Source organism: Bacteroides sp. BFG-606 (assembly GCF_024788145.1).
GTDB classification, from domain to species: domain Bacteria; phylum Bacteroidota; class Bacteroidia; order Bacteroidales; family Bacteroidaceae; genus Bacteroides; species Bacteroides vicugnae.
The window spans coordinates 90,935-115,406 of record NZ_JANUIL010000001.1; the positions used below are offsets into that span (position 1 = coordinate 90,935).

Consider the following 24,472-nt stretch of genomic DNA (forward strand, 5'->3'; position numbering starts at 1 on the left):
GCAGACAAACAAGAAAACAGAGAGGTAATGAAAAAAACAAGAAATATTTTCAGTTTCATAGTTCCAATTCAGCTTTAAACTTATTACTCCAATTATAATTACTAATAAAATAACAGGGGCTAACTAAAAAGTTCTATTTACAATATTCTTTCTACATATGTCTGTAGTCAGAGGGGGGTATTAAGTTAAAACTTTTTAGTCAGCCCCTTTATGAATAGCTTCCACCTTGCTATTTGATTCTTTCCTTATCCGAAATTACAATGGATAAGGAGCATAGGGTGCTATAGACCCACCCGTGTTTGCAGCACGTTCATCTGTCAATGGATACTTCACATCAAACACCATAGTCCAATGACCATTAGCCTTCTTTGTCACACTTTTCACATAGAAAATGGCAAATGCAACATTGCTGACACCCACAGCTGGTGATACAGTCGGATGGGAATGAGTACCCCAACCGAAAAGGAAACCTCCCTCTTTCTTACTTGTATCATTAAATGTATCGCCTACCCGACGACTTGCTGTGTAAATCTTATAATTTTCACCATCAGGAGAAGGAGGTATGATACTTGATTCCAAGAATTCTTGCAACCCTTGCTCAGATGAGATAGCATCAAACGCATCCTTAGTTATTTTTCCCCGCTTAGCAGATATAAAGGCATAAGTCAATGTCTCAAAACCAGTAATATAAGGTTTAGATGCATTATAATAAGCATCACCTGCTCCATAAGCATGAGGTGACAAAGGTTGAACTCCATTTCCTTTGTTTGCCAAGTAAAAATCAATTCTTTCTTGTTTATTTATCGCTGTTGATACACCAAATACAGGGGTATCTTCAAATAATGCAAGGAAACAAGCATTATCTGCAGGGTCTGTAGACATAGTAACATCTGTCAAAGAAGTAACTCTGGATGCACTTAATACCTTTACTCTGGGTTTCTCGATAGTTATTACATTTCCTTGATTGGCTGCAACAATCTCCACAGATTCCATCCCCTCTTCACCTGTTAACTGGATAGAGAATTTAGCTTCATTCCCTTCACTGTCAATGAGAGGTAATTCTGTATAATTGCCCAATGAACCATTTTTCTTTATTGCATATTTCACGGAAACGATATCAGAACCTGATGCTATCATTCCATCAATTGACTTTACCTTACCTATAATAGTTCTGTTCAATTCTGTCAAATCACTGGTGAATGTCAGGTCCAAGAAATCTTCCATCACTACATTCAGAACTTTAAATTCTTTAATAGCAACTCCACCATGAACATTAGCTGCTTTTACAAGAACAGACTGTAAGCCAGCCTCTACCGGAATAGAAAGCTCAAAATTATTAGTAGAAGATAAACTTCCTTGAACTGCCTCTTTTTCCACTCCATTAACCACCGGAACAGCCCAAACTGAAGCCAGTTCGTATTCGCTCTGAATCTCTCCTTTGATATTGAAAGGAATGCCTACGCAAACCGTCTTTTTCTGGTCAACATTATCCTTAAATGCTAAAACAGGAGCGTTTCTTACTTCTGCAACAGTAACCGTTCTCTTGTACAATTGATCGTTTTTGTCAAATACAGCAAAGAATATATGGGACATATTCTTGACTACCGGAATTTTAACTGACAATACATCATTCGATGATTTTTCAGGAACCGGAATATCTACCGCATTACCAATCACAACCTTACCTTCATCATTTTTCACGCCCACTTTGTAATAAGCACTCTTTATGCCGGCCTCAGAGGCGACATACAAAGGTATCTCCAATTCACCATTTTCATCCAAATATTCGTATTGATCCGGAGTATCCTTTAAATCAATAGAATAACTTACATAATCGTCGTCATGGTCACATGCTCCCAACAAAAGTGAAAACACCATAACAACAAATAGATTTATAAAACTATAGTTTTTCATAATGTCTGTTTAATAAAGATTTTCAATGAAATTAATCGGCAAGAAAATAGAGTATTTATCTCCATTCAGTAATAAATCAAAATCAACTTGCCAATTAATAATTATCTAAATAATACCTATATCAACAATTTATCAGAATCCTGGATTATTGGGGAACTCTGCTTGGGAATTCGCATCAATAACCGATTGGGGAATAGGACCTAAGTTATTCCTTTCTCGCACAGTCTTTGCAGAAGCCTCATAACCAAACCTCTTAACCCTATCGTAAAGCAGTCCCATACGGCATAGGGTAAGTGTACGGAATTCTTCAGCATAAAGTTCACGGGCTCTCTCATCCAGTAGATAATCAATGTCCACATCTGCTGCTTCCACCGGTTTTGCATTGGCACGGTTTCTTACTACATTAATATCTGCAGCTGCTTCATCTTTGTTGTCATTCTTCAAATACGCCTCAGCACGTATCAAATAAGTTTCAGCTAAACGGATAGCGTACCATTCCATTACAAAACCATTAGCCGGTTCGGCAGCATAATGCCAATCTGAACCACATTTCATGATACGAGGATAAAAACGCTCCATTGTATCTTGTCTGGTAGTTAGCCACTCTTTCTTAATAATCTCACCCGGTCTCAGTTTTACTACAATATTTGTTCCATCCTCCAAAGTCACACCTGTTTCGTAAACCTTATTAGGATCATCCACTTCAACACCATTAACGATTGGTTTAGGAGCTCTATAAATACGATTGATATTGAATTCCGCATTACGCTGATCCTCCGAACCTGATTTTCCCCACAAATCGTAACAGAAGTACGGAGTAGGACGTACCCAAGAAATGCCACGGCCAGTCCAGTCACGGGCATTTCCGTCATAACCAAATTTTGTAGTTCCCCAAAAAGCAGGCCAGAATACGCGTTCTTGATCAGTACGGGTAGCTAAGCCATCATTTAATCCACCCTGTACGAATTTATCTACCTGAATAACCCAAATAGACTCTTTGTTTCCAGTCTGATAACTAAAATTAGAGAATCCATCTTCGCTTTTCATCTGGAACAGATCCCAAAAGGCATCCTTCCCTGCTACATCCTTACGCCATCCAAAGCGTTCTGTCATCAAATGATACTCTCCTACCTTTTGGTCAATGACCATAGAGGCTGCATCTATCGCTTTTTGATACATGCTCTTATCACCAGTTTCATCCCCAAGAGCAATATACATCTCTGCTAAATAATGATAGGCAGCTGCCTGAACCACTCTTCCCGGCTCCGTTACAGAAACCGGAAGATTCTTAGCCGCAAAATCAAAGTCCTCGATACATTGTCTATACACATCCTCACGACTATCACGTGTATAAGCAAGAGATGGAGTTCCTACCGGCTCCGTCAGGATAGGTACCCCTCCAAACAGAAAACCTAAATAACGGTAACAATATCCTCTAAAGAAACGGGCTTCTGCCTGAGCCGCCAACTTTTCAGCCTCATTGCTCCATCTTACATCCGGATTTTCCGTCTGTTTCAACAATGTATTCACATTATAAAGCATACCAAAATGACGTCCATAAACAACACGGTAAATATCTGTGGTCGAATTTACCAAACTCCAGTCTGTATACATATCCATATCAGAAACTGGACGAAACATAATATCCGTACCAATACCAAATTGAAAGAAATAATTAGGGTCATCCCTAAAATTATAATTCTGACGAACAATTCGGTAAAATTCATTCAAACCAGTTCTGAACTGGGAAGCATTTAAATAAGAATTATCGACTGTAAGAAAATCATCTGCATTCTCCTTCAAAAAATCACTGTCATTACATGCACAGAGAGAACAGAGTGACAATGCCAAGCATATTAATTTTTTCATATCTTTCCTCTATTTTTAAATTTAAAATGTAACTTCCACTCCCATGGTTATATTACGCAAAGCAGGATTACCATGAGCATAGGCCGTACCTGTTTCAGGATCGATTCCTTCCCAAGAAGTAAATGTCAGAAGGTTCTTTGCAGCCACATAGAATTTCAAGCTCCGGACAGGAGTTTTACTTAAGAGCTTTTCGTCAAATCTATAAGCTAAAGAAAGGTCTTGCAGACGTAAAAAGTCATGACGCTGTGGGAACTTATACTGATAAGGATTCGTATAATTTGGACGAGGAACCCTGTTAGAAGGGTGTTCAGGCATCCAATATTCCTTATTCAGCCAGTTAGCAGTACCGCCACCGCCAAAGGTTCCTACATAATTAGCATAAATATTATCAGCAATATAATAATTATTTTTTCCACCACCAGAAATCCAGTTCAGTAAAAAATAGAGTTCAAAGTTTTTATACGTCAAGGTATTGGACATGGTCATTGTAAAGTTAGGCTTGGAATACCCTACAATTTTACGGTCACCGTTAGCATCAATCTTACCATCATTATTTAAATCCTTGAATTTAACATCACCTGGATTACCACCATAAATTGCCATATACTCGAGGTCATCTTCCTGAATAATGCCGTCAAATACATAAGTATAGACTGCACCTAATGATTTGCCAATAAAAAGATTATTTGCGATATCATCATCTTCTACACCATCGCCATCACCATCCAAGCCATATAGCGAAACTACCTTATTACGGTTCATCCAAAAATTCAAACCTGTAGACCAAGAGAAATCTTTTGTCTCAATATTCCTTGATCTCAAAGAGAATTCAAATCCCCAGTTTTTCACTTCACCGATATTATCGGATACATTCTGAAAACCATTCATTACAGGAATAGCACGATTCAGCAGCAGATCAACAGTTCTTGAAGAGTAATAATCGATATTACCACTCAAACGATCATTGAACATTGAGAAATCAACTCCAACATTCCATGCACCAGTCTTTTCCCAAGAAAGTGCCTTGTTAGCTAAGCCACTTGAAGCTGAAGTATTTGCTGTTTCCTGACCGAACAAATAAGATCCGGAACCCATTTTTGAGAAAGTGGAATAGGAACCGACAGACGGATTACCATTTTCACCATAAGATAATCTAAATTTCAAGTAGTTGATTAACTTCACATGATCTCTAAAAAAAGCCTCATTGCTCACAGTCCATGCACCGGCTAACGAGAAAAAATCACCGTATTTATTACCATCCGCAAAACCGGAATAGCCATCACGACGTATAGAAGCAGATGCATGATAACGCTGTTTATAAGCGTAATTGGCACGAGCCATATAGGCCAATTGAGAAAGAACTGTTTTATCGGTATTGATACCTCTTTTAGCAGGATTACCTAATTCAAGCGAATGAATACCCAGAACTGTAGAACCTGCTGCTTTGAAATCTTTTGCACTCAATTCAGACTTGGTAGTAGTTGCCCTCTGACGTTCTGCCAATAAAGTCAAGTCTACCGAATGATCACCCAATGTACGATTGAAGTTGATCAAATGGTTCATAAACCAGTCTGTACGTGTAGAATGACTTTTGCTACCATTTGCGTCTACCAAATACTTCGTTTGATCATAGAGATCTTTTTCATCCAATGTATTCATAAAATAACGCTCATCTTGGAAGTTTGCACCATGTCCTTCCCAACGATTTAAAGAGAAGTTGAATGTATAAGACAAACCTTTTATCCAAGGCAAATCAACACGAGCAAATGTCACACTATTATAATTCTGATTTCTGTCTTCATTGAATTGTCTTGTCTGCCATAACGGGTTAATAGTAGTCTGATGTCCCTGAGGAGAACGTTCCATCTCATGTTCAAACCCTTCAAAACGAACATACTTATAACCATAAGGAGTGTTGTTTACAGCGTTTCTCATATCCGCTTCTTTACCGTCCGCATTTTTGTTAACAACAGACAACTTTAAACCAACTTTCAGCCAGTCTGTAACCTGTGATTCTATTTTGGAGGTTACAGAGAACTTTTTGAATTGGTCATTGTACATAATACCATCTTGATCAAGAAACTGACCAGAAACATAATAGTTCAGTTTGTCCGTACCCCCGGAAATGCTAAGCTGATAATCTTGAGAAAGCCCCATACTAACACATTCATCATACCAATCAATTATATTGCCCTCCTGGTAAGCAGAATACTCATATGGAGTCAACAGATTCTGCAATTCTAAATCCGCTTCAGAAGCACCGTTCATTCTTCTTAAGTCTTTCTTTAATTGAAGATATCCTTCAGGAGAAAGCATATCCGGTCTCGTTGTAGGAGTCTGAAAGCCTACAGTCGCGCCAAAACGTATAGTCGGCTTTTCACTCTTACCACGTTTTGTTGTAACCAAAATTACCCCATTGGCAGCTCTCGAACCATAAACTGCTGCGGAACTCGCATCTTTCAAAACATCTACTGAAGCAATATCACTAGGATTTAGCTCATTCCAACTTCCGAGATGAACAACACCATCAACAACAATCAATGGATTATTGGATGCCTTAATAGAGTTTTGACCACGGATATTAAAGCTAGGATTACCTCCCGCATTAGTAGCAGTACCAATGTCTAAACCTGGAAGTTGACCTTTCAAAGCATCCAACACGTTCATGTTAGGAAGAGACATACGAGGAGAATCTTCCAATCTAATAGAAGCAATAGAACCTGTCAAGTCCTTCTTCTTAGCAGAGCCATAGCCTATCGCAACGACTTCATCTAGAATCTGCGAATTCTCTTCCATCCCAATTTTCAATTTCTTCACAGCAGAAGCCACTTGAACTTCTTTTGAATTATAACCAATGTAATGTACCACCAATGTACCGTTTATAGGTATATTGATCACAAAATTACCATCCACATCAGATACGACACCATTTTGCGTTCCTTTTTGAATAACCGACGCTCCAATCAAAGGATCACCAGTCCCCTTATCAAACACATATCCCTTTACACTTATGTTTTGCGCAAACATAAACGTAACAGATAAAGCACATAACCAACTAAAAATCCAGAAACGTTTGTTCTGATTTATAAAATTACTACATTTCATAAACAAAGATTTAATTAAACAAGGTTTATATTACGGACTTAATTACAACTAACAATTCTTAAGAATATTGCAAAATAAGCGAATAATTTTAGAGACTCAAATAGACTATTTATCTAAAAAGATAGACTATTTTACTGCAAACATACAATCTCACGTACTACTGTTTTATATTGATGCTGATTTGATACTAAAAAATCTTGGCAACCCAACCTCCACCTGAAGCTAAAGATATATTCATAACTTCTCCACCTTCAACCTCTATAAATTCATGTTTATAATCAATAGCACGAATATCAGCATTAATGCCATCTTTAAAAATCTCCATCTTATACTTCTTCCCTTTAGGCAAAAAGCTTAAATCCAGTTTCATCTTTCTTGGACTCCAATCTGTAATAGCAGCTACATACCATGAATCTCCACTTCTACGAGCCATAGTCACGTAATCACCTATTCTACTGTCAAGTGGCACGATTTCATCCCACTCAACAGGGATATTTACCAAAAACTCCGTACATTCGGCCTCTTTATAATAGTCAGATTGAGGATCTGGCAACATCTGCATAGGACTTTCAGCAATAACGGCCATTGCCATGAAATGTGCCCTTGTACCTTGCCCCATCGGTGTGTCATGGTTAAAACGAAATGTTTTTTTGGTAGCATTATTCAATGTTCCGGGGATGTAATCCATAGGACCGGCCACATTACGAATAAAAGGAAGCATGCAACGATTATCCGGATTATCTTTATAAGTTCCGCCGTTCTGCTCAAATTCCACCAAAGCCTCTCTTGTCAAAACATTGGGATAGGCTCTTCTTAATCCATCAGGACGATATGCGCCATGGAAATCAAGTACCATCTTATACTCAGCCGCTCTTTTTGCAGCTTTCCAGTAGAAATTAGATGCCTCTTGATCAGAACGGTTGATAAAATCAATCTTTAATCCTTTAATGCCCCATTCGGAAAATTTAGCCAACGCAGCTTCCATTTGGCTATCAAACAGATCGTAAGTGACCCAAAGCATCACATCCACTCCTTTTGAAGTAGCATAATCTACCACCTCCTTCATATTAAGACCGTCAATCGTCCGTGTCAAATCCTCTTTATATGTCCAACCATCATCAAATAAGAAATAACGAACGCCAAAATGGGAAGCGAAATCTATCATATATTTAGCAGTCTCTGTGTTAATGCCAGCCTTAAAGTCGACATTATATAATCCTCGTCGTGCCCACCAGTCAAAAGTTACCCATCCCGGCTTTATCCAAGAAGGAGTCTCAATCTGACATTTAGGTGCCAACTGATAAACCAACTGATTATTCAGCAAATCCCTATCTTCCGAAGCTATAGCAAACACACGCCAAGGAAAAGTTCTCTTTCCGGACGTCTTAGCTATGTAATTCTCACAAGTAAGAATTTGTCTTCTGTTCTTCGAATTACCTTTAACATTATAGGTCTTAGGATAATTCCAGAAATGAGCTCTCAAATCCCTATTCCCTTTTTCTAACCATAAACAAGGATAATCCTGCAAATCAGACTCTAATAAAAGCACATTCACTCCCGATGGAGTTTTTACTAAAGCCGGATAATTACCTGTTACTCCTTGCTCTATATCTTGAATTTTCTGTTCTACATAAGGTGCCTCATAGTCACTATTCATATTAGCGTCTTTCTGAAAAAACAAAGTGGAAGAAGGATCAAAAGCAAAGTCTGCAGCTTCATCAAAAATTGTAAGCTCCCCTTTACAATTGGTAGAGATGCGATAAGCTACTCCATTATCATATAAACGAATTTCCAGCTTTGTCTTGTCAGCAAACAGTAATGAAATCTCATTATATCGATCAACTATCCGAGAGTTTTTCTCCTTTATTTCCGGCACAATTATTTGATCAACAGCATTTTTCTTTATTGAATGTACTTTTGCATTTAGCTTAGGCAACATACCTTGATCTGTATCCAAGTAAATATCACGAACTGTAAACAGGACATTTTCTTTGTGCAGTACCTGCATAGAAACATTCTTTTCAGCCGTCACGGCAACATGCAATACTTTATTTGGCGAGGAAAGATTAACCTCTTTAGCTCCTGCAAACAAAGGATACAGAAGCAATAAAAGCAGATTGATTTTTAGTTTATTCATATTTTTCAGACATAAGAAGTTATTACTTATTTATCATATTACTATGTATCTGTACACCTTGATGGTTATTATCCAAGTGGGATGCAATATCAAAATAGCTTTTTGCCTTCTCCATATTACCAAGCCCCAAATGTCCAAGTCCCATCAGGTAGTTGCAATGAACGCGATTTTTCTTATTCATATCATCTTCCCAAATTTGTAAATCAGGAAGAGATACTGCAAAATAGTCCATTTTGAAGCGATCAAATAAGTGTTTTTCACCAAAATCAATCAACCGATTAAAACGACTACGAGCATTCTCTTCATCCCCCATTTTCAAGAAGGCTAACCCCTGATAAAATATTTTATCAGGTTTCTGATCATTATAATACATTGCAGCTACAGGCAGGCTATCTCCCCGACTAGCTTTCACAAATAAGCGTTGTGCTTCTGCATCCCGTCCCATCGCTTGCATAATACAACCCTTATAATAATTGAAATCATTTTCTTGAGCTCCTTGCAACTTACCCTCTCCCAAGTTATGAGGATAGACAAAGCATTCATCTATCAACTTCAATGCTTTTTCATATTCCTTCAAATTCAAATATTTTTTCACCAATTCTACACGAGACAATTGATATTGAGCGGGGACTTTCCCTTCGCCACCTTCCCAAGGATGAAAATGGCGGTTATCAATCAGGTGGATAGCTTCTTCATAACGCCCTAACTGATTTAACAATGTCACATACTCCAAATAAAGATCGTCACGCGAGAACGTAACCTCTTTATATGCATCAAGTAAAGACAGTCGCTCTTCATGCGGACGGTTAAGACACTTATATAATTGATCCAGTTCCATCAACACACGAGCATCCTTTACATCCAACCCAAAAGCCTTCTCCAATAAAGCAACCGCCTCTTGTTTTCGATCTAATTTATTAAAATATGCCAAAGAAAGATTACGGAATACAATTGGAAAGGTAGTATCCTGTTCGACAGAGGTCTCCCAAGCAGCTACAGCTTCTGCATATTGTCTCTTGTCATACCACAAATTACCCAAATAATACAAAGCTTTAGGAGCCTTCTTTATAAGTCCGATGACGGTTTGAAGAGCTAATATTGCCTCCAAAGTGTTTGGAAAACAATAATCCGGCGATTGTAATTCAGCCACTCTCGCCACAGCCGTAGCAGCTTCTGTCTCACCAAGCCGAAGCAGAAACCAAGCCTTATAGTAATATAATAGTGTCGGTTGTGATACCGAAAAATCAATTGCGGCATTCACCACTTTAAGTGCTTCTTCCCAACATCCGCATGAGGCATAATCCAAAGCAAGCTCTTCGTAATTATGGCTTTCTCTACGCATTTGTGTCATCAATAAATGCAGATTTTCTTCATCTCCAGTTATAAGGTATTTTTCAAAACTACATCCAAAGTTAAAATAATCATAAGACAGTGATTCCTCTATCAATGCCAAAGCTTTATCCACTTCTCCCAAATGACGCAAAACGATTGTTTTCAGATGCCTACCTCGTAAATTACACCAATTCCGCATTAATGATTTGTCTACTTCATAAAGCGCATTTTCCCAGTCATTCCATGTTGCTGATATCTGTGCTAAAGAATAATAACTCATATGCTGCCATGCATCATTCCAGCATGCCTTATAAAAATAGTCATATGCTTCAGCAAGCTTATCTTGATATTTAAGAGAGAGTCCCAAGTTATATAGCGGCTCTCCGTCATAAGGATTCGGATTTTTCTCTGTCAAAGTCTTTACTGCCTGACGTAGATAAGATTCAGCCTTGGCAAACTGTCCTTTACGCAATAGCCAAAGCCCCATAGCATTGTTATTTCGGACATCACTCGGATCTCTGTTCAGGGCCTCTTGATAATAATCAGTAGGCATATAAGTAGCATGGCGATACTGTTCCAGATGCAAACCGGTTAGATACAGTTGTTCTGTAGTCGAGACATCTTTCGGATCTAAAACCGCCTTAGCCGCTTCCGGTACCTCCTTAATGTCTTCTGGCTCTGGTCTCCATTTCAACAAGCACTTTCCTTTGGAATTAGAGATAGTGACACATACGTCTTTAATCTCTATAATTTCGACCTTTTCTCTTAAATCATTTTCAGGAGTAATATCTCTGATAATATCAAGGACTGTATTCCCAAATTGAGTTACAGTTATATGAAGTTCGGTTTGTGTTGACGTAGCAAATACCTTCAAAATTGCACAGTCCACTCCTATTTCAATATTCATCAATATGTCTTCAGAAGCATTTTTCACTACCCCCAATTCTCTATAAGGAATAAAATATTGGACAAATGTTTTTTCCTCATAAGGTTGCAGCCATGTAAAATCAGGTTGATTGTCTGTATACACACCGGCCATTAGCTCAATATACGGACCATCTGTATCCGTTAAATTACGATCCCATGCTTGGCCAAAGTCTCCATTACCCCATGTCCATTGTTTCTTACCTGGTGAAATATGGTGGTTTGCCACATGTAAAACTCCTGCACGTGTATCATTCTCGTATCCACCTACAAAATTATATTTTGAACGTATAGCCATATATGAAGTAGGTACAGGGATATTTTTATAACGAGAGATATCAACTCCGGAGGAATAATCCATTTTATAATAGGTTCCTGTAGCAATAGGATAACGAGAAACGTCACGTTTACCATGGTCGAAAACTGCATTAACATCTTCGGGAAACACCGACTGATAATATTCATTCACTGCGACAGCAGGATTGGCCCACCACAAGAATGTTTGAGGGAAAGGAGTCGGATTATATACTTTCCCTTGTATTTCAAGTCGGGCACATCCCGGACGTAATGTAAAACCAGCCATACCTTTTTGATGGAACATACGCTCTCTTTCATTTACCCAAACGATTGCACTACCATCTTCTTTCTTTTCTATATGATAGTCAACCGGCAAATAAGTGCTCGGACGATGGTGTTGTGGCCAATTAAACTCAATACCTCCAGAAATCCATGGTCCGGTTAATCCCACCAAAGCCGGTTTTATGACATGATTATAATATATAAAATGACGCTGTTTCACCTTGTCATACGCCATTTGTACGCGTCCTCCCAATTCGGGCAAAATCATGACTTTGATATATTCATTTTCCAGATAGATAACATGATAACTTTGCTCCTTACAAGTATCTTCTATCTTTTCAATAACAGGATATGGATAAACAACTCCACTACTACCTTGATATACCCGCTTCTCAAGAAACATGGGATTTTTCTCAGCTTTGCCGATAGCATAGGTAGGAAGAAGAATATCCTCCTCCCAAACTTTTACTTCTTCAATCATGTTTTATCTATTTTTTATTAATTCTTTTTCTAATTCTTCTAATGTCTTTCCTTTTGTTTCAGGCAAATTTGACCGGATAAAAAGAAAGCCCGCCAAACAAATGCCACCATACAACCAGAATATACCTGCTGCTCCTACAGATTCATTAAGAATAGGGAATGTATACGTCAAGAAGAAGCAGGCCACCCATAAAAAAAATGTTGAAAGAGCCATTGCCATTCCCCGTATTCTCACCGGAAATATTTCAGAAAGTACTACCCAGACAACAGGAGCCAATGACATGGCATAACAAGCAATGGCCAATATGACGAGCAACAACATTGGCCATCCGCTCACCCCGCAATAATAACATGTACCCAAAATAAGATAGATTGCCGCCAATCCAATTGAACCTATAAACATTAGATTCCGGCGCCCCCACTTATCTACAGTGTAGATAGCCACAAATGTAAAAATAACATTGGTAACACCTGTCACCACAATATTCATCAAAACATCAGAGACTTGATAACCAGCCGCGGAAAATATCTCATGCGCATAATTGAAAATAACATTAATACCACACCATTGCTGAAAGATAGCCAGTACGATACCTATTATCAGCACCTTTCGAACTGACAGATGAAAAAGTTGTCTCCAATTGCTTTGCTGTTGCTGCTCTGTAACTAGCCGAATTATCTCTGACGAGGTCTGCTTTGCATAGTCATCTCCACCAATTCGAGCTAAAATAACTTGCGCTTTATCCATCTGTTGATTAGCCGCTAACCAACGCGGGCTTTCAGGGATCATAAATGCAAGAATAAAAAACAGCCCTGCAGGCACCAACTCTCCCCAAAACATCCATCTCCAAGCCCACTCCACGCTTTCCGCACTAAGAGTCGTTGAATCTGCCGCATAATACTCTCCTATCTGCCAGTTAGCAAGTTGAGCCATCAATATACCTAATACAATAGTTAATTGATTTAAAGAAACGAATTTTCCTCGAACCGGAGCTGGAGCTACTTCCGCTATATACACAGGGGATATATTGGATGCGATTCCAATGCCAAATCCACCCACAATCCGATAAAAAATAAACCAGTCGAAATCATTAACCGCGCCCGTTCCATAAGCGGACAACACAAAAAGAAATGATGCAATAATCAGCATTTTTTTACGTCCATAACGGTCACTCCAACGTCCTGAGAGTAAAGCTCCAACCAAACATCCGACCAAAGCACTACTCATAGCCCAACCGCGAAGCACAGGCAAATCTTCCAATCCCCAAAAAGGTTCATAAAAAATTTTAGCACCACCAATCACTACCCAATCATAGCCGAATAACAGCCCACCCATAGCCGAGACCAGGCAAATCAATAACAGATAAACATTATTCTTTTTCATAATATATCAATAGAAGTTGCTGCAAAGAAAAACAATAATATCAATACAGAAAATAGAAAAAAATATATAAAGATGGACTATTTTACTACTTAGCAAAACACAGACCACAAAAATAGCATAAAGACCATAAGTCAATCAGAAGAAAAGAAGCAATCACTACTATCTACTATGTTAAAATGCAATATAACAAACTGACTATATTTATATAATATATATATTTGTATTCATTTACATTGCTAATTCTCTACATAGCTTTATATAATTAGCCATAAAACTCTAACAACACTTTCAATAATAATACTATGATTAAAAAAAAGATGGATTTAGCGGCGAAAGAGCTGTTGTACTTCCCCAATTCATTATACATGAAATGGAAGAAAATCCCGTATCGACTCATTTACATATTACTGATATCGGCTATTACCCCAAAGCAAAGTTTCACTTTATCGAGCGGTCAGAGCCTATTTCCCAGTATGTATTTATTTATTGTTATGAAGGTAAAGGATGGTATCAACTAAATGGGAAAAGATATACTGTCAATGCCAATGAGTATTTCATCTTGCCTGCTGGAATTCCTCACTCCTATGGCTCTGCTGATGATTCACCATGGACTATCTATTGGATACACTTCAAAGGAAAGTTGGCTCCCTATTTTTCTGCGCAATGTTCACATCCCATAGAAATCAAACCAGGAATACATTCCCGAATTAATAACCGAATAGATATGTTTGAGGAGATTTTGCATACGCTAGGAATGGGATATAGCCACGAAAACCTATTATATACCTGCTCCATCTTCTATCACTATCTTGGAACATTAAGATATCTTCAGCAATATAGAGGAGCCGTTCAACAGGATTCAAACTCTACAGATATAATCATTGAAACAATACACTACATGAAAGAGAACATTGAACGAAAACTAACACTCCAAGAAATCGCCAAACATACGGGCTATTCAATTTCTCGTTTTTCTTCACTATTCAGCCAACGAACAGGATATTCCCCCCTGACTTATTTTAATATGCTCAAAATCCAACAGGCATGCTATCTGTTGGACTTCACAAACATAAAAATCAACCAAGTCTGCTACAAAATAGGCATTGACGATCCTTATTACTTCTCACGTCTATTCAATAAAATCATGGGAATGCCTCCTAAAGAATACAAAAAACTCAAAAAAGGCTAAAGCAGACAATATTATTCTCACTATTAACCCTCCTGTTTAATTGATTAAAAAGGAGGGTTAATACAGAAACCGGATTTCATATTTTACTGTACCTTAGTTTTTGCCAAATACTTTTTATATTTGCCATTTATTAAGGGACTGATATTCATCTGAGAAAATACATATAATCAATTTATATGAAATCCCAGTTCGGGACGTTCCTTTAAATATGTTATTAAATCCCGGCCTACTGAAAGTCTAACCGGACGGGAAATCAAATCAACCGACATATGAGTTACATCAGCATCATCTGTCACCTTGAAGTATAGTTCCGTATTTCCCGGATGTTCCTTTGTCAGAGTAGCAAGTTCAGTGACCAAAGCCGAGTTCAAGACAGACAGGGGAATGATAATCGTGATCTTCTGCACCAGTTCTTCTTTCACGTCGGGAAGAAGTTCCATAGAGGTGATTTTCACTTCCAGCTCATCTTGCCGCCATTGCTTGGCCTGACAGCGGGCCTTAATATACAAGAACGTTCCTTCATTAAGATATCCCTGGTAAGTCACCCAGTCATTTCCCCAGAATGGTATCTCGGTAGAACCTGAATAATCTTCGATCTTGGCGATACCATACGGATTTCCGTTCTTGCTGACTCCACGACGAACACTGGTCACAATCCCTCCCATCGTTATTTCACGACCGACAAGTGCGGCTTTATCTTCCAAATCCGCCATACGTGTATTGCAAACATGTTCTAATACGATAGAGAATTCATCCAACGGGTGAGCGGAAAGATAGATACCAACCAAATCACGTTCACGGTTCAGACGGTCAAGATCACTCCAACGTTCTACCCCTTGAGGTATTTCAGGAGTTGCAACATCAATAACGTTTTCGCCGCCGAACAGGGAATTGACGGCAGCCGCCTTATCTGCCTGATAACGGTTACCATAACGCATCAATGTTTCCAGGAACACTTCCCCCTTAGAGTTTACAGCAAAATATTGTTCCCGTTTCAGTTCCGGAAAACTATCAAATCCTCCGGCTAATGCCAGACATTCCATATTTTTCTTGTTGCAGGCATTGAGGTTGACACGTTGTACAAAATCAAAGATTCCAAGGAAAGGACCATTCAGCCTGCGTTCTTCCATAATACTTTGCACGGCAGCTTCACCTACACCTTTGACAGCTCCAAGTCCAAAACGAATATCGCCATCATGGTTTACGGTAAACTTCAGGTTACTTTCATTCACATCCGGCCCCAGTGTCTGAATACCCATTGCTTTACATTCGTCCATCAGTTTCGTGATATCGGTAATGTTAGACAAACTTCGACTCATCACAGCCGCCATGTATTCAGAAGGATAATTCGCTTTCAGATAAGCTGTCTGGTAAGCTACCCACGAATAGCACGTAGCATGCGACTTGTTGAAAGCATAAGACGCAAACTTTTCCCAGTCTGTCCAAATCTTCTCAAGCACTTTCGGGTCATGTCCGTTCTTTCTTCCGCCTTCAATAAATTTAGGTTTCATGTGATCCAGCTTGTCACGCAACTTCTTACCCATCGCTTTACGAAGCGCATCAGACTCACCACGGGTAAAATCGGCCAATAAGCGCGACAAAAGCATCACCTGTTCTTGATAGACCGTAATCCCATACGTATCCTTCAAGTATTTCTCCATTACCGGAATATCATACTCAATCGGTTTGCGGCCATGTTTACGATCAATAAAATCAGGTATATAATCCATCGGTCCCGGACGATAGAGGGCATTCATGGCAATCAAATCTTCGAATGTAGAAGGCTGCAATTCACGCAAATACTTCTGCATACCGGCAGATTCAAACTGGAATGTACCAATTGTACGTCCGTCACTATATAATTTATAAGTAGCCGGATCAGAGATATCGATCGCATCAACATCCACCTCAATATTACGACTTAAACGGATATTTTCAACGGCCTCTTTAATGATAGACAAGGTTTTCAGACCGAGGAAGTCCATCTTAATCAATCCGGTATCTTCAATGACCGAACCTTCATATTGAGTGACAAGCATCTTTTCACCCGTTTCCTTATCATCAGCAGTGCTGACAGGTACCCAGTCGGTGATATCGTCACGACAGATAATCGTACCGCAGGCATGCACACCCGTACCACGTACGTTGCCTTCGAGCATTTTGGCATACTTGATCGTATCCCGCAACAGTGGATCAGATGACGCTTCTGCTGCCTGCAATTCGGGAACATAAGCAATGGCATTCGGCAAATTCAGTTTCTTGTCAGGAATCTTGTCAGGAACCAATTTACACAAACGGTCTGATTCTGACAAAGGCAACTTTTGCACACGTGCAACATCCTTGATAGCCATCTTTGTCGCCATGGTACCATACGTAATAATATGCGCCACCTTTTCCTGACCATATTTATTCGTCACCCAACGAAGCACCTCACCACGACCGTCATCATCAAAGTCCACATCGATATCAGGCAAGGAAATACGATCCGGATTCAAGAAACGCTCAAACAGCAAATCATATTGGATAGGATCTATCTTCGTAATACCCAGACAATAAGCCACCGCCGAACCGGCAGCCGAGCCACGTCCCGGACCAACCGATACACCCAGTTCCTTACGTGCGGCATTGATAAAGTCCTGTACAATCAAGAAATAACCGGGGAAACCCATTGTTTTCATGATGTACAACTCAAAATTCATTCGTTCTTCGACTTCTTCCGTCAGAGGTTCGCCATAAATTCTCTTAGCTCCGTCAAAAGCTAGTTTTGCCAGATAGTCTCCTTCAAGTTTAATACGATAGAGTTTATCATAGCCACCCAAACGTTTGATTTTCGCTTTCGCATCCTCTTCACTCAATACCACATTGCCATGTTCATCCTGAGTAAACTCGTCGAACAAGTCTTTTTCTGTAAACTTCGCCCGATAGCCTTCCTCCATTCCGAAATCTTCCGGAATAGCAAAAGTAGGCATGATAGGTGCATGATCGATAGAGTAATATTCTACCTTGTCAAGAATCTCCAATGTATTGCTCAATGCTTCAGGCACGTCAGCGAAGAGTTCATTCATCTCTTCGCGTGTTTTCATCCATTCCTGTTTGGTATAAAGCATACGGGTAGGATCATCCAAATCCTTACCGGTACTCAAACAGATCAAACGGTCGTGCGCTTCCGCATTCTCTTCATCTACAAAGTGAACGTCATTCGTACAAATCAGTTTGATATTGAATTTCTTAGCATACTCTATCAGATGCTTATTCACATTCACCTGTAACGGATAACACTCGTGATTGGCACGGGGGACAGTCGCTTTATGGCGTTGTAATTCCAAATAGTAGTCATCCCCAAACAAGTTCTTATACCATTGTATTGCTTCTTCGGCTTCTGCAAATTGTCCGGCAGTAATCCGTTTCGGCACCTCACCACCAAGACAGGCCGAACAGACAATAAGTCCTTCGTGATATTTTTCCAGTTCGCTACGGTCAGTACGCGGACGCATATAATAACCACGCGTCCACGCGTGCGATACTAATTTAATAAGATTGTGATAACCTGTTTCATTCTTAGCCAATACGATCAGGTGATAACCACTCTGGTCGGGCTTGCCTTCTTTCAGGTCCATGGTGCGGCGTGCCACATACATTTCACAACCGATAATCGGTTTGAATAGTTTGTTTTCCGCTTCCACAATCTTAGCTTTGCAAGCAGCAATCTCCGCCTCCTTATCCTCGCACTCTATCGTGCCGGCCTCAATTCCTGCAATTCGCTTCTTCTGATCCTTGACTTCACCTTTCGGACCACTGTTCTTTTTATTGACGTAGTTCGTAAATTCCTTGATACCGAACATATTTCCATGATCGGTCACGGCAATACCCTTCATCCCATTCTTCATGGCTTTATCGACCAGACGAGCTACACTAGCCTGACCATCCAACAAAGAATATTGAGTATGGACATGTAAATGAACGAAATCCTGCATAATGATAAGTAGTTAATTTGAAGGCATAAAATTACTACCTCCTGGGTTATAAACAAAAATAATCCTCAAAAAGTTATCAACATTCGCATTTCTATGCTCATTTACTTGCTGAATTTTTAAATTAAGTATATTTTTGCAGACAATATCATTAAACAGCATTCATGGGCCGACTAAAGAAATTGAAAAAAATACGTATTCACCGCGAAGGAACACATATATTATGGGCTAGCTTTTTGCTATTGCTATTGATTAATGCGGCTCTTTATTGGGGAATCGATTGCAAAATACCATTTTATGTGGTAGCAGTAGCGAGTATAGCAGTCTATCTGCTGATGGTGAATTTCTTTCGATGTCCGATCCGTCTCTTCGGACAGGACACTGAAAAGATTGTCGTTGCACCTGCCGATGGAAAAATCGTCGTCATCGAAGAAGTCGATGAAAACGAATATTTCCATGACCGCCGGTTAATGATATCCATCTTCATGAGCATTGTGAATGTACATGCCAACTGGTATCCGGTGGACGGTACCATTAAAAAGGTAGCACATCATAATGGAAACTTTATGAAAGCATGGTTGCCGAAAGCCAGCACAGAAAACGAACGTTCTACGGTAGTGATCGAAACTCCGGAAGGAGTGGAAGTACTCACCCGGCAAATTGCTGGTGCAGTGGCACGCCGTATTGTCACCTACGCTGAAGTAGGAGAAGAATGTTATATTGACGAACACATGGGATTTATCAAATTCGGTTCCCGTGTGGATGTGTATTTACCCATTGGCACAGAAGTATGTGTCAGCATGGGACAATTAACGACCGGTAACCAAACGGTTATCGCCAAACTTAAATAATTCTGTCACAATGACAAACGTTATTAAAAACAGTATTCCGAATACCGTAACCTGCCTAAACCTTTTCTCCGGTTGTATTGCCTGTGTTATGGCTTTTGAAGGGAAATATGAACTGGCTCTACTTTTCATTGCTTTAAGTTCCATTTTCGACTTCTTCGACGGATTGTTGGCTCGTATGCTCAACGCACATTCCATTATCGGAAAAGACTTGGACTCATTGGCAGATGATGTCAGTTTTGGAGTTGCTCCTTCACTGATCGTATTCTCTCTGTTCAAAGAAATGTATTATCCGGCAAGTATGGAGTTCATCGCTCCTTACCTACCCTATTTGGCATTCTTAATTTCTGTTTTTTCAGCATTGCGTCTGGCTAAATTCAATAATGACACGCGACAGACCAGTTCTTTTGTCGGACTTCCGGTTCCTGCCAATGCGTTGTTCTGGGCCTCTCTAGTAGCAGGGGCGCATGATTTCCTGATATCAGACAACTGCCATCCTGTCTACCTTCTTATACTTGTCTGTCTGTTTTCTGGACTACTGGTATCAGAAATACCGATGTTTTCGCTGAAATTTAAAAATCTGTCATGGAATGACAACAAAATCAGTTTTATATTCCTGATTATCTGTATTCCCCTCCTTATATTTCTGGGGATCAGCAGCTTCGCCGCCATCATTGTATGGTATATTTTACTTTCACTTTTTACAAGAAAAAGTAAATAAACAATCTCTTGGCACGTTTGTTGTACTATGAGTTTTATCGAAGTAACAACATAAAAATCATAGCCCAATGCATATACTTTTATTTATACTCATTTTTATCATCGCCATTTTTGTATTTGGCCTTTCTATTGTCGGCTTCATACTAAGAACTATTTTCGGATTAGGACGTGGTTCATCTTCATCCCGCCCGAGACAAACGGAATCGGGACATACAAACCAACAGGACTATGACCAGGGAAATCGTCGTCCGATTAATGATGAAGAGGAAATATATTCCGAGAATATTTCGGAAAAAAGACATAAAAAAATATTCACCCAGGATGATGGTGAATATGTAGATTTTGAGGAAATCAAATAAACAGGATACCGCTTCTATTTTCGTTTCGCAGCAAAGAACTCTTTCATTAGTGCAGCACATTCGTCAGCCATTACTCCTTTTACAACCACAGTTTTAGGGTGTAGAGCTGAACCTGCATATTTCTGATAGCCGCGTTTTTCATCTTCGGCACCAAATACTAGCTTGCCAGTTTGTGCCCAAGCGATAGCTCCTGCACACATCACGCAAGGTTCAACTGTGACATACAAAGTACATTCGTTCAGATATTTGCCACCAAGCACATTGGCAGCAGCTGTAATAGCCTGCATCTCGGCATGAGCCGTTACATCATTCAATGTTTCTGTGAGATTATGGGCACGTGCGATAATCCGCTCCTTACAAACCACGACAGCCCCAACAGGAACTTCTCCCCGATCAGCAGCTTTGCCTGCCTCTATCAAAGCCTGTTTCATGAAGTAAATATCGTCCAGCATCCCCCTTTAATTTTCAATTATTAATTTTTAATTATCGATTATCGTCTCATGTCATGTTCACCAAAAAGGGTCGGATAATCTTCTTCCATATTTTTATGGATAAACATGAGAATGGTTTCACGAAGCCAACGGGATTTGTTCGTTATCTTATATTTCTCCAGATAACGATCTACAATCAGCTGTTCTTCGTCGCTCAACAAAATGCTCATTCGTCGTTCCCTTTTGGTACATTCGACATGCATTTTCAGGCACTTTTTACTCCTTTTTCTCATATCTTCTGCAAAATTACTTTTACTTCTGTAAATACAAAGAATAAAAGCAGTAAATTTGCAAAAAAAGATGGCTAAACATAATGATTTAGGAAAAGCCGGAGAAAATGCCGCTGTAGCTTATCTTGAACAGAAAGGGTATTGCATCCGTGACCGGAACTGGAGAAAAGGACATTTCGAACTGGACATTGTAGCAGCAAAGGACAATGAACTGATTGTAGTAGAGGTGAAAACCCGCAGCAATACCCTATTTGCCGAACCGGAAGACGCTGTTGATTTACCCAAAATAAGACGTACGGTACGCGCAGCGGATACCTATATCAGATTGTTTCAGCTTGATACTCCTGTACGCTTTGATATCATTACGATAGTAGGCGATGAGATAAATTTCAAGATTGAACATATAGAGGAAGCATTTTACCCTCCTTTATTTTAAAATTCAACGCTGAAAGACACCGAATGAGTATATAATTGATAGAATTATGAATATAGAGACAGCCAGAGAATACAGCCTCAACAAAAAAGCTGTAACGGAAGATACACCTTTCGGTGATGATTTCCTAACCATCAGGGTCATGGGTAAAATGTTTTTATGTATCAATTTCAATACACCTGACAGGATTACCATGAAATGCGATCCTGAATATGCCATTGAATTGCGTGACCATTATAATGGTGTGGAAGGTGCATGGCATTTCAACAAGAAATACTGGAATCAGATATTCTTTGACCGAGATGTGGATGATAAATTGATCAAGCAACTGATTGATCACTCTTATGACGAGGTAATCAAAAAATTTACCAAAAAGTTACGTGCAGAATATGATGCTCTCCCCTGAAATATTCCCGGTTCCATTGATTCATATCAGCGAGACTAATTCTACCAACAACTATCTGCAGTCTCTCTGTTCTAAACAGAAAGTGGAAGAACTCACTGTCGTAGTCGCCGACTTCCAGACTTCCGGTCGTGGACAACGCGGCAACTCTTGGGAATCAGATTCCGGTAAGAATCTTCTTTTCAGCACCGTCATCTTCCCTGAATTCCTGGAAGCACGACGCCAGTTTCTTATTTCACAAATTATTTCTTTGGCTATTAAGGAAGAACTGGAGACCTATACCACCGATATCTCTATCAAATGGCCGAACGATATTTATTGGAAAGAAAAGAAAATATGTGGAATGTTGATAGAAAACGATCTGATGGGACGGAACATCAGTCAAAGTATTGCAGGAATCGGGATCAATATTAATCAGGAAACATTTCACAGTTCTGCCCCTAATCCTGTTTCACTGCGACAAATCACCGGAAAAGAGTTCGATCTATTTGAAATACTGAAGAACATCATGTTGCGCATCCAGTCTTATTATAACTTCCTCAAAAAAGGGAATACGGAATCAATAGCCTGTCAATATGAAATGTCTCTTTTCAGAAAGAAAGGAATGCATCGTTTTAAAGATGCCAACGGTGAATTTCTTGCACGAATCATTTGTGTAGAACCCGAAGGAAGATTAATACTGGAAGATGAGATGCTTAACAAAAAAGGCTATATGTTTAAGGAGGTAGAATATTTACTGAAATAAACCATCCTATTTCAGATCAAAACATTATCTTTGAAACATGCGTTTTATATAAAACTCTTTTATTTATGAAAACAAGATTAATTTTTCTTCTTCCATTACTATGGATATTAATAGGATGCGATGATTCGGATTCTGCCACGTTAAATATATCAGAATCAAAGTTCAATAACATTAGTGCAAGCGGTGAATCATTGACGATAGATATTACTTGCAGTTCTTCATGGACTGTAACAAGTAATAAACAATGGTGTATTCCTAATACACAAAAAGGGGAAAATGATGGAAAGTTAATCTTAACTATTAATGCTAATTTGGAATCTGCTTCCAGAACAGCCACTGTCACTATTATAAGCCATAAGGTTAGCAAAACAATTCAAATAACTCAAAATGGCTCTACCAACACTGCTGAAGAATACCATTATAAAATCCCTGTTATCTTTCATGTATTGTATAAAGAAGATAGAAATTCTCTACAGAAAGTAAATTCAAGCCGTTTATCCTATATACTTGACAAAGTAAACAGCCTGTATAAAAACAAGAATAACAGCGTAGACATGAATCTTACTTTTACATTAGCAACAACAGATAAAAATGGAGAAACATTACCCAATCCCGGAGTAGAATATATCCAATGGTCAGAATCATATCCAATCAACTGCGATGATTTTATGAATGATGATTCGGGTAAATATGTAAAATACTTATGGGATCCGAACTCATATATCAATATTATGGTTTATAACTTCGATTCGGGCTCTAATTCTAATTTAATAACATTAGGTATCTCCCATATTCCTTTTTCTACTGCAGGTAACCACTATTTAGAAGGGCTTAGTAAAACAGACTACTCTCATCTAACATTAGCAAATTTACAATTCCCACTATGTGTCTCTATTAACAGTCTATATATTAATGAAGAATCTACTTCAACTAAATATACTACAGCAGACATCACTGTCACGTTAGCTCATGAATTAGGACATTATCTAGGACTACATCATGTCTTTGCCGAAACAACTAATGGAACGTGTGAAGATACTGATTATTGCAAAGATACTAAAAGCTATAACAAACAAGAGTATGATAGCTATTGTGACTATATATATGAGAATGAGGAAGCAAAATATACATTTGAAAATTTGGTAAAACGAACAGGATGTGACGGTATAGAGTTTATCTCTTATAATATCATGGATTATGCTATCAGCTATTCAAATCAATTCACTCAAAACCAACGTGAACGTATCAGACATGTCTTATCATATAGCCCGTTAATACCCGGACCAAAGAAAGGAGACATTAATACTCGTGCACTTAATGAAGGACCTTTGGATTTGCCAATACGAACTATAAAATAGC

The 24,472-nt window shown here is 39.0% G+C and carries 17 protein-coding genes; 8 read left to right on the forward strand and 9 right to left on the reverse strand.

Going from position 1 to position 24,472, the window contains the following annotated elements:
- Window positions 1–255: 255 nt before the first annotated feature.
- The 6 genes from NXV01_RS00410 to NXV01_RS00435 form a co-directional block, all read right to left on the reverse strand.
- Window positions 256–1,914 (reverse strand): hypothetical protein, encoded by a 1,659-nt coding sequence (locus NXV01_RS00410; RefSeq protein WP_259021515.1) that lies wholly within the window; start codon window positions 1,912–1,914, stop codon window positions 256–258.
- 132 nt (window positions 1,915–2,046) lie between these two features.
- Window positions 2,047–3,783, reverse strand: a complete 1,737-nt coding sequence (locus tag NXV01_RS00415) for a RagB/SusD family nutrient uptake outer membrane protein (RefSeq protein WP_148365256.1) — start codon at window positions 3,781–3,783, stop codon at window positions 2,047–2,049.
- A gap of 21 nt (window positions 3,784–3,804) precedes the next feature.
- Entirely contained in the window at window positions 3,805–6,888 is a 3,084-nt protein-coding gene (locus tag NXV01_RS00420; RefSeq protein ID WP_148365257.1) for a TonB-dependent receptor, read from the reverse strand.
- 187 nt (window positions 6,889–7,075) lie between these two features.
- The gene (locus NXV01_RS00425) at window positions 7,076–9,025 is read right to left on the reverse strand and encodes a glycoside hydrolase family 97 protein (RefSeq protein WP_148365258.1); all 1,950 of its coding nucleotides are present in this window, start codon (window positions 9,023–9,025) and stop codon (window positions 7,076–7,078) included.
- A gap of 22 nt (window positions 9,026–9,047) precedes the next feature.
- Entirely contained in the window at window positions 9,048–12,341 is a 3,294-nt protein-coding gene (locus NXV01_RS00430) for a DUF5107 domain-containing protein (protein ID WP_259021517.1), read from the reverse strand.
- A gap of 3 nt (window positions 12,342–12,344) precedes the next feature.
- Window positions 12,345–13,724, reverse strand: a complete 1,380-nt coding sequence (locus NXV01_RS00435) for a sugar porter family MFS transporter (protein ID WP_148365260.1) — start codon at window positions 13,722–13,724, stop codon at window positions 12,345–12,347.
- Window positions 13,725–14,094: 370 nt separating this feature from the next.
- Between NXV01_RS00435 and NXV01_RS00440 the strand changes: the two genes are divergently transcribed.
- Entirely contained in the window at window positions 14,095–14,913 is an 819-nt protein-coding gene (locus NXV01_RS00440; RefSeq protein ID WP_259021518.1) for an AraC family transcriptional regulator, read from the forward strand.
- Between the two features lie 167 nt (window positions 14,914–15,080).
- Here NXV01_RS00440 and dnaE read toward each other — a convergent pair whose 3' ends face one another.
- Window positions 15,081–18,887: a DNA polymerase III subunit alpha gene (gene dnaE, locus NXV01_RS00445; RefSeq protein ID WP_259021520.1), complete on the reverse strand. Its 3,807-nt coding sequence runs from the start codon at window positions 18,885–18,887 to the stop codon at window positions 15,081–15,083.
- Window positions 18,888–19,048: 161 nt separating this feature from the next.
- On the opposite strand from dnaE, the gene NXV01_RS00450 reads away from it, so the two are divergent.
- The 3 genes from NXV01_RS00450 (at window position 19,049) to NXV01_RS00460 (ending at window position 20,811) form a co-directional block, all read left to right on the forward strand.
- Window positions 19,049–19,735 (forward strand): phosphatidylserine decarboxylase family protein, encoded by a 687-nt coding sequence (locus NXV01_RS00450; RefSeq protein ID WP_004299219.1) that lies wholly within the window; start codon window positions 19,049–19,051, stop codon window positions 19,733–19,735.
- 10 nt (window positions 19,736–19,745) lie between these two features.
- Entirely contained in the window at window positions 19,746–20,453 is a 708-nt protein-coding gene (gene pssA / locus NXV01_RS00455; protein ID WP_148365263.1) for a CDP-diacylglycerol--serine O-phosphatidyltransferase, read from the forward strand.
- A 67-nt stretch (window positions 20,454–20,520) separates the two neighbouring features.
- Complete coding sequence (locus NXV01_RS00460; protein ID WP_148365264.1) at window positions 20,521–20,811, forward strand: DUF4834 family protein; 291 nt, start codon at window positions 20,521–20,523, stop codon at window positions 20,809–20,811.
- 14 nt (window positions 20,812–20,825) lie between these two features.
- Here the strand turns inward: NXV01_RS00460 and NXV01_RS00465 are convergent, their stop codons facing one another.
- The gene (locus NXV01_RS00465) at window positions 20,826–21,263 is read right to left on the reverse strand and encodes a nucleoside deaminase (RefSeq protein ID WP_148365265.1); all 438 of its coding nucleotides are present in this window, start codon (window positions 21,261–21,263) and stop codon (window positions 20,826–20,828) included.
- A gap of 38 nt (window positions 21,264–21,301) precedes the next feature.
- Window positions 21,302–21,535, reverse strand: a complete 234-nt coding sequence (locus NXV01_RS00470; RefSeq protein ID WP_004299215.1) for a hypothetical protein — start codon at window positions 21,533–21,535, stop codon at window positions 21,302–21,304.
- A gap of 67 nt (window positions 21,536–21,602) precedes the next feature.
- On the opposite strand from NXV01_RS00470, the gene NXV01_RS00475 reads away from it, so the two are divergent.
- The 4 genes from NXV01_RS00475 (at window position 21,603) to NXV01_RS00490 (ending at window position 24,471) form a co-directional block, all read left to right on the forward strand.
- Window positions 21,603–21,968, forward strand: coding sequence for a YraN family protein (locus tag NXV01_RS00475; protein ID WP_148365266.1), 366 nt, complete (start codon window positions 21,603–21,605; stop codon window positions 21,966–21,968).
- A gap of 46 nt (window positions 21,969–22,014) precedes the next feature.
- Window positions 22,015–22,371: an MmcQ/YjbR family DNA-binding protein gene (locus tag NXV01_RS00480; RefSeq protein WP_259021521.1), complete on the forward strand. Its 357-nt coding sequence runs from the start codon at window positions 22,015–22,017 to the stop codon at window positions 22,369–22,371.
- On the forward strand, window positions 22,355–23,113 hold the full coding sequence (locus tag NXV01_RS00485; RefSeq protein ID WP_148365268.1) for a biotin--[acetyl-CoA-carboxylase] ligase: 759 nt from the start codon (window positions 22,355–22,357) through the stop codon (window positions 23,111–23,113). The genes NXV01_RS00480 and NXV01_RS00485 overlap by 17 nt, the downstream gene beginning before the upstream one ends.
- 65 nt (window positions 23,114–23,178) lie before the next feature.
- Window positions 23,179–24,471, forward strand: coding sequence for a zinc-dependent metalloproteinase lipoprotein (locus NXV01_RS00490; protein ID WP_148365269.1), 1,293 nt, complete (start codon window positions 23,179–23,181; stop codon window positions 24,469–24,471).
- Window position 24,472 lies beyond the last annotated feature (1 nt).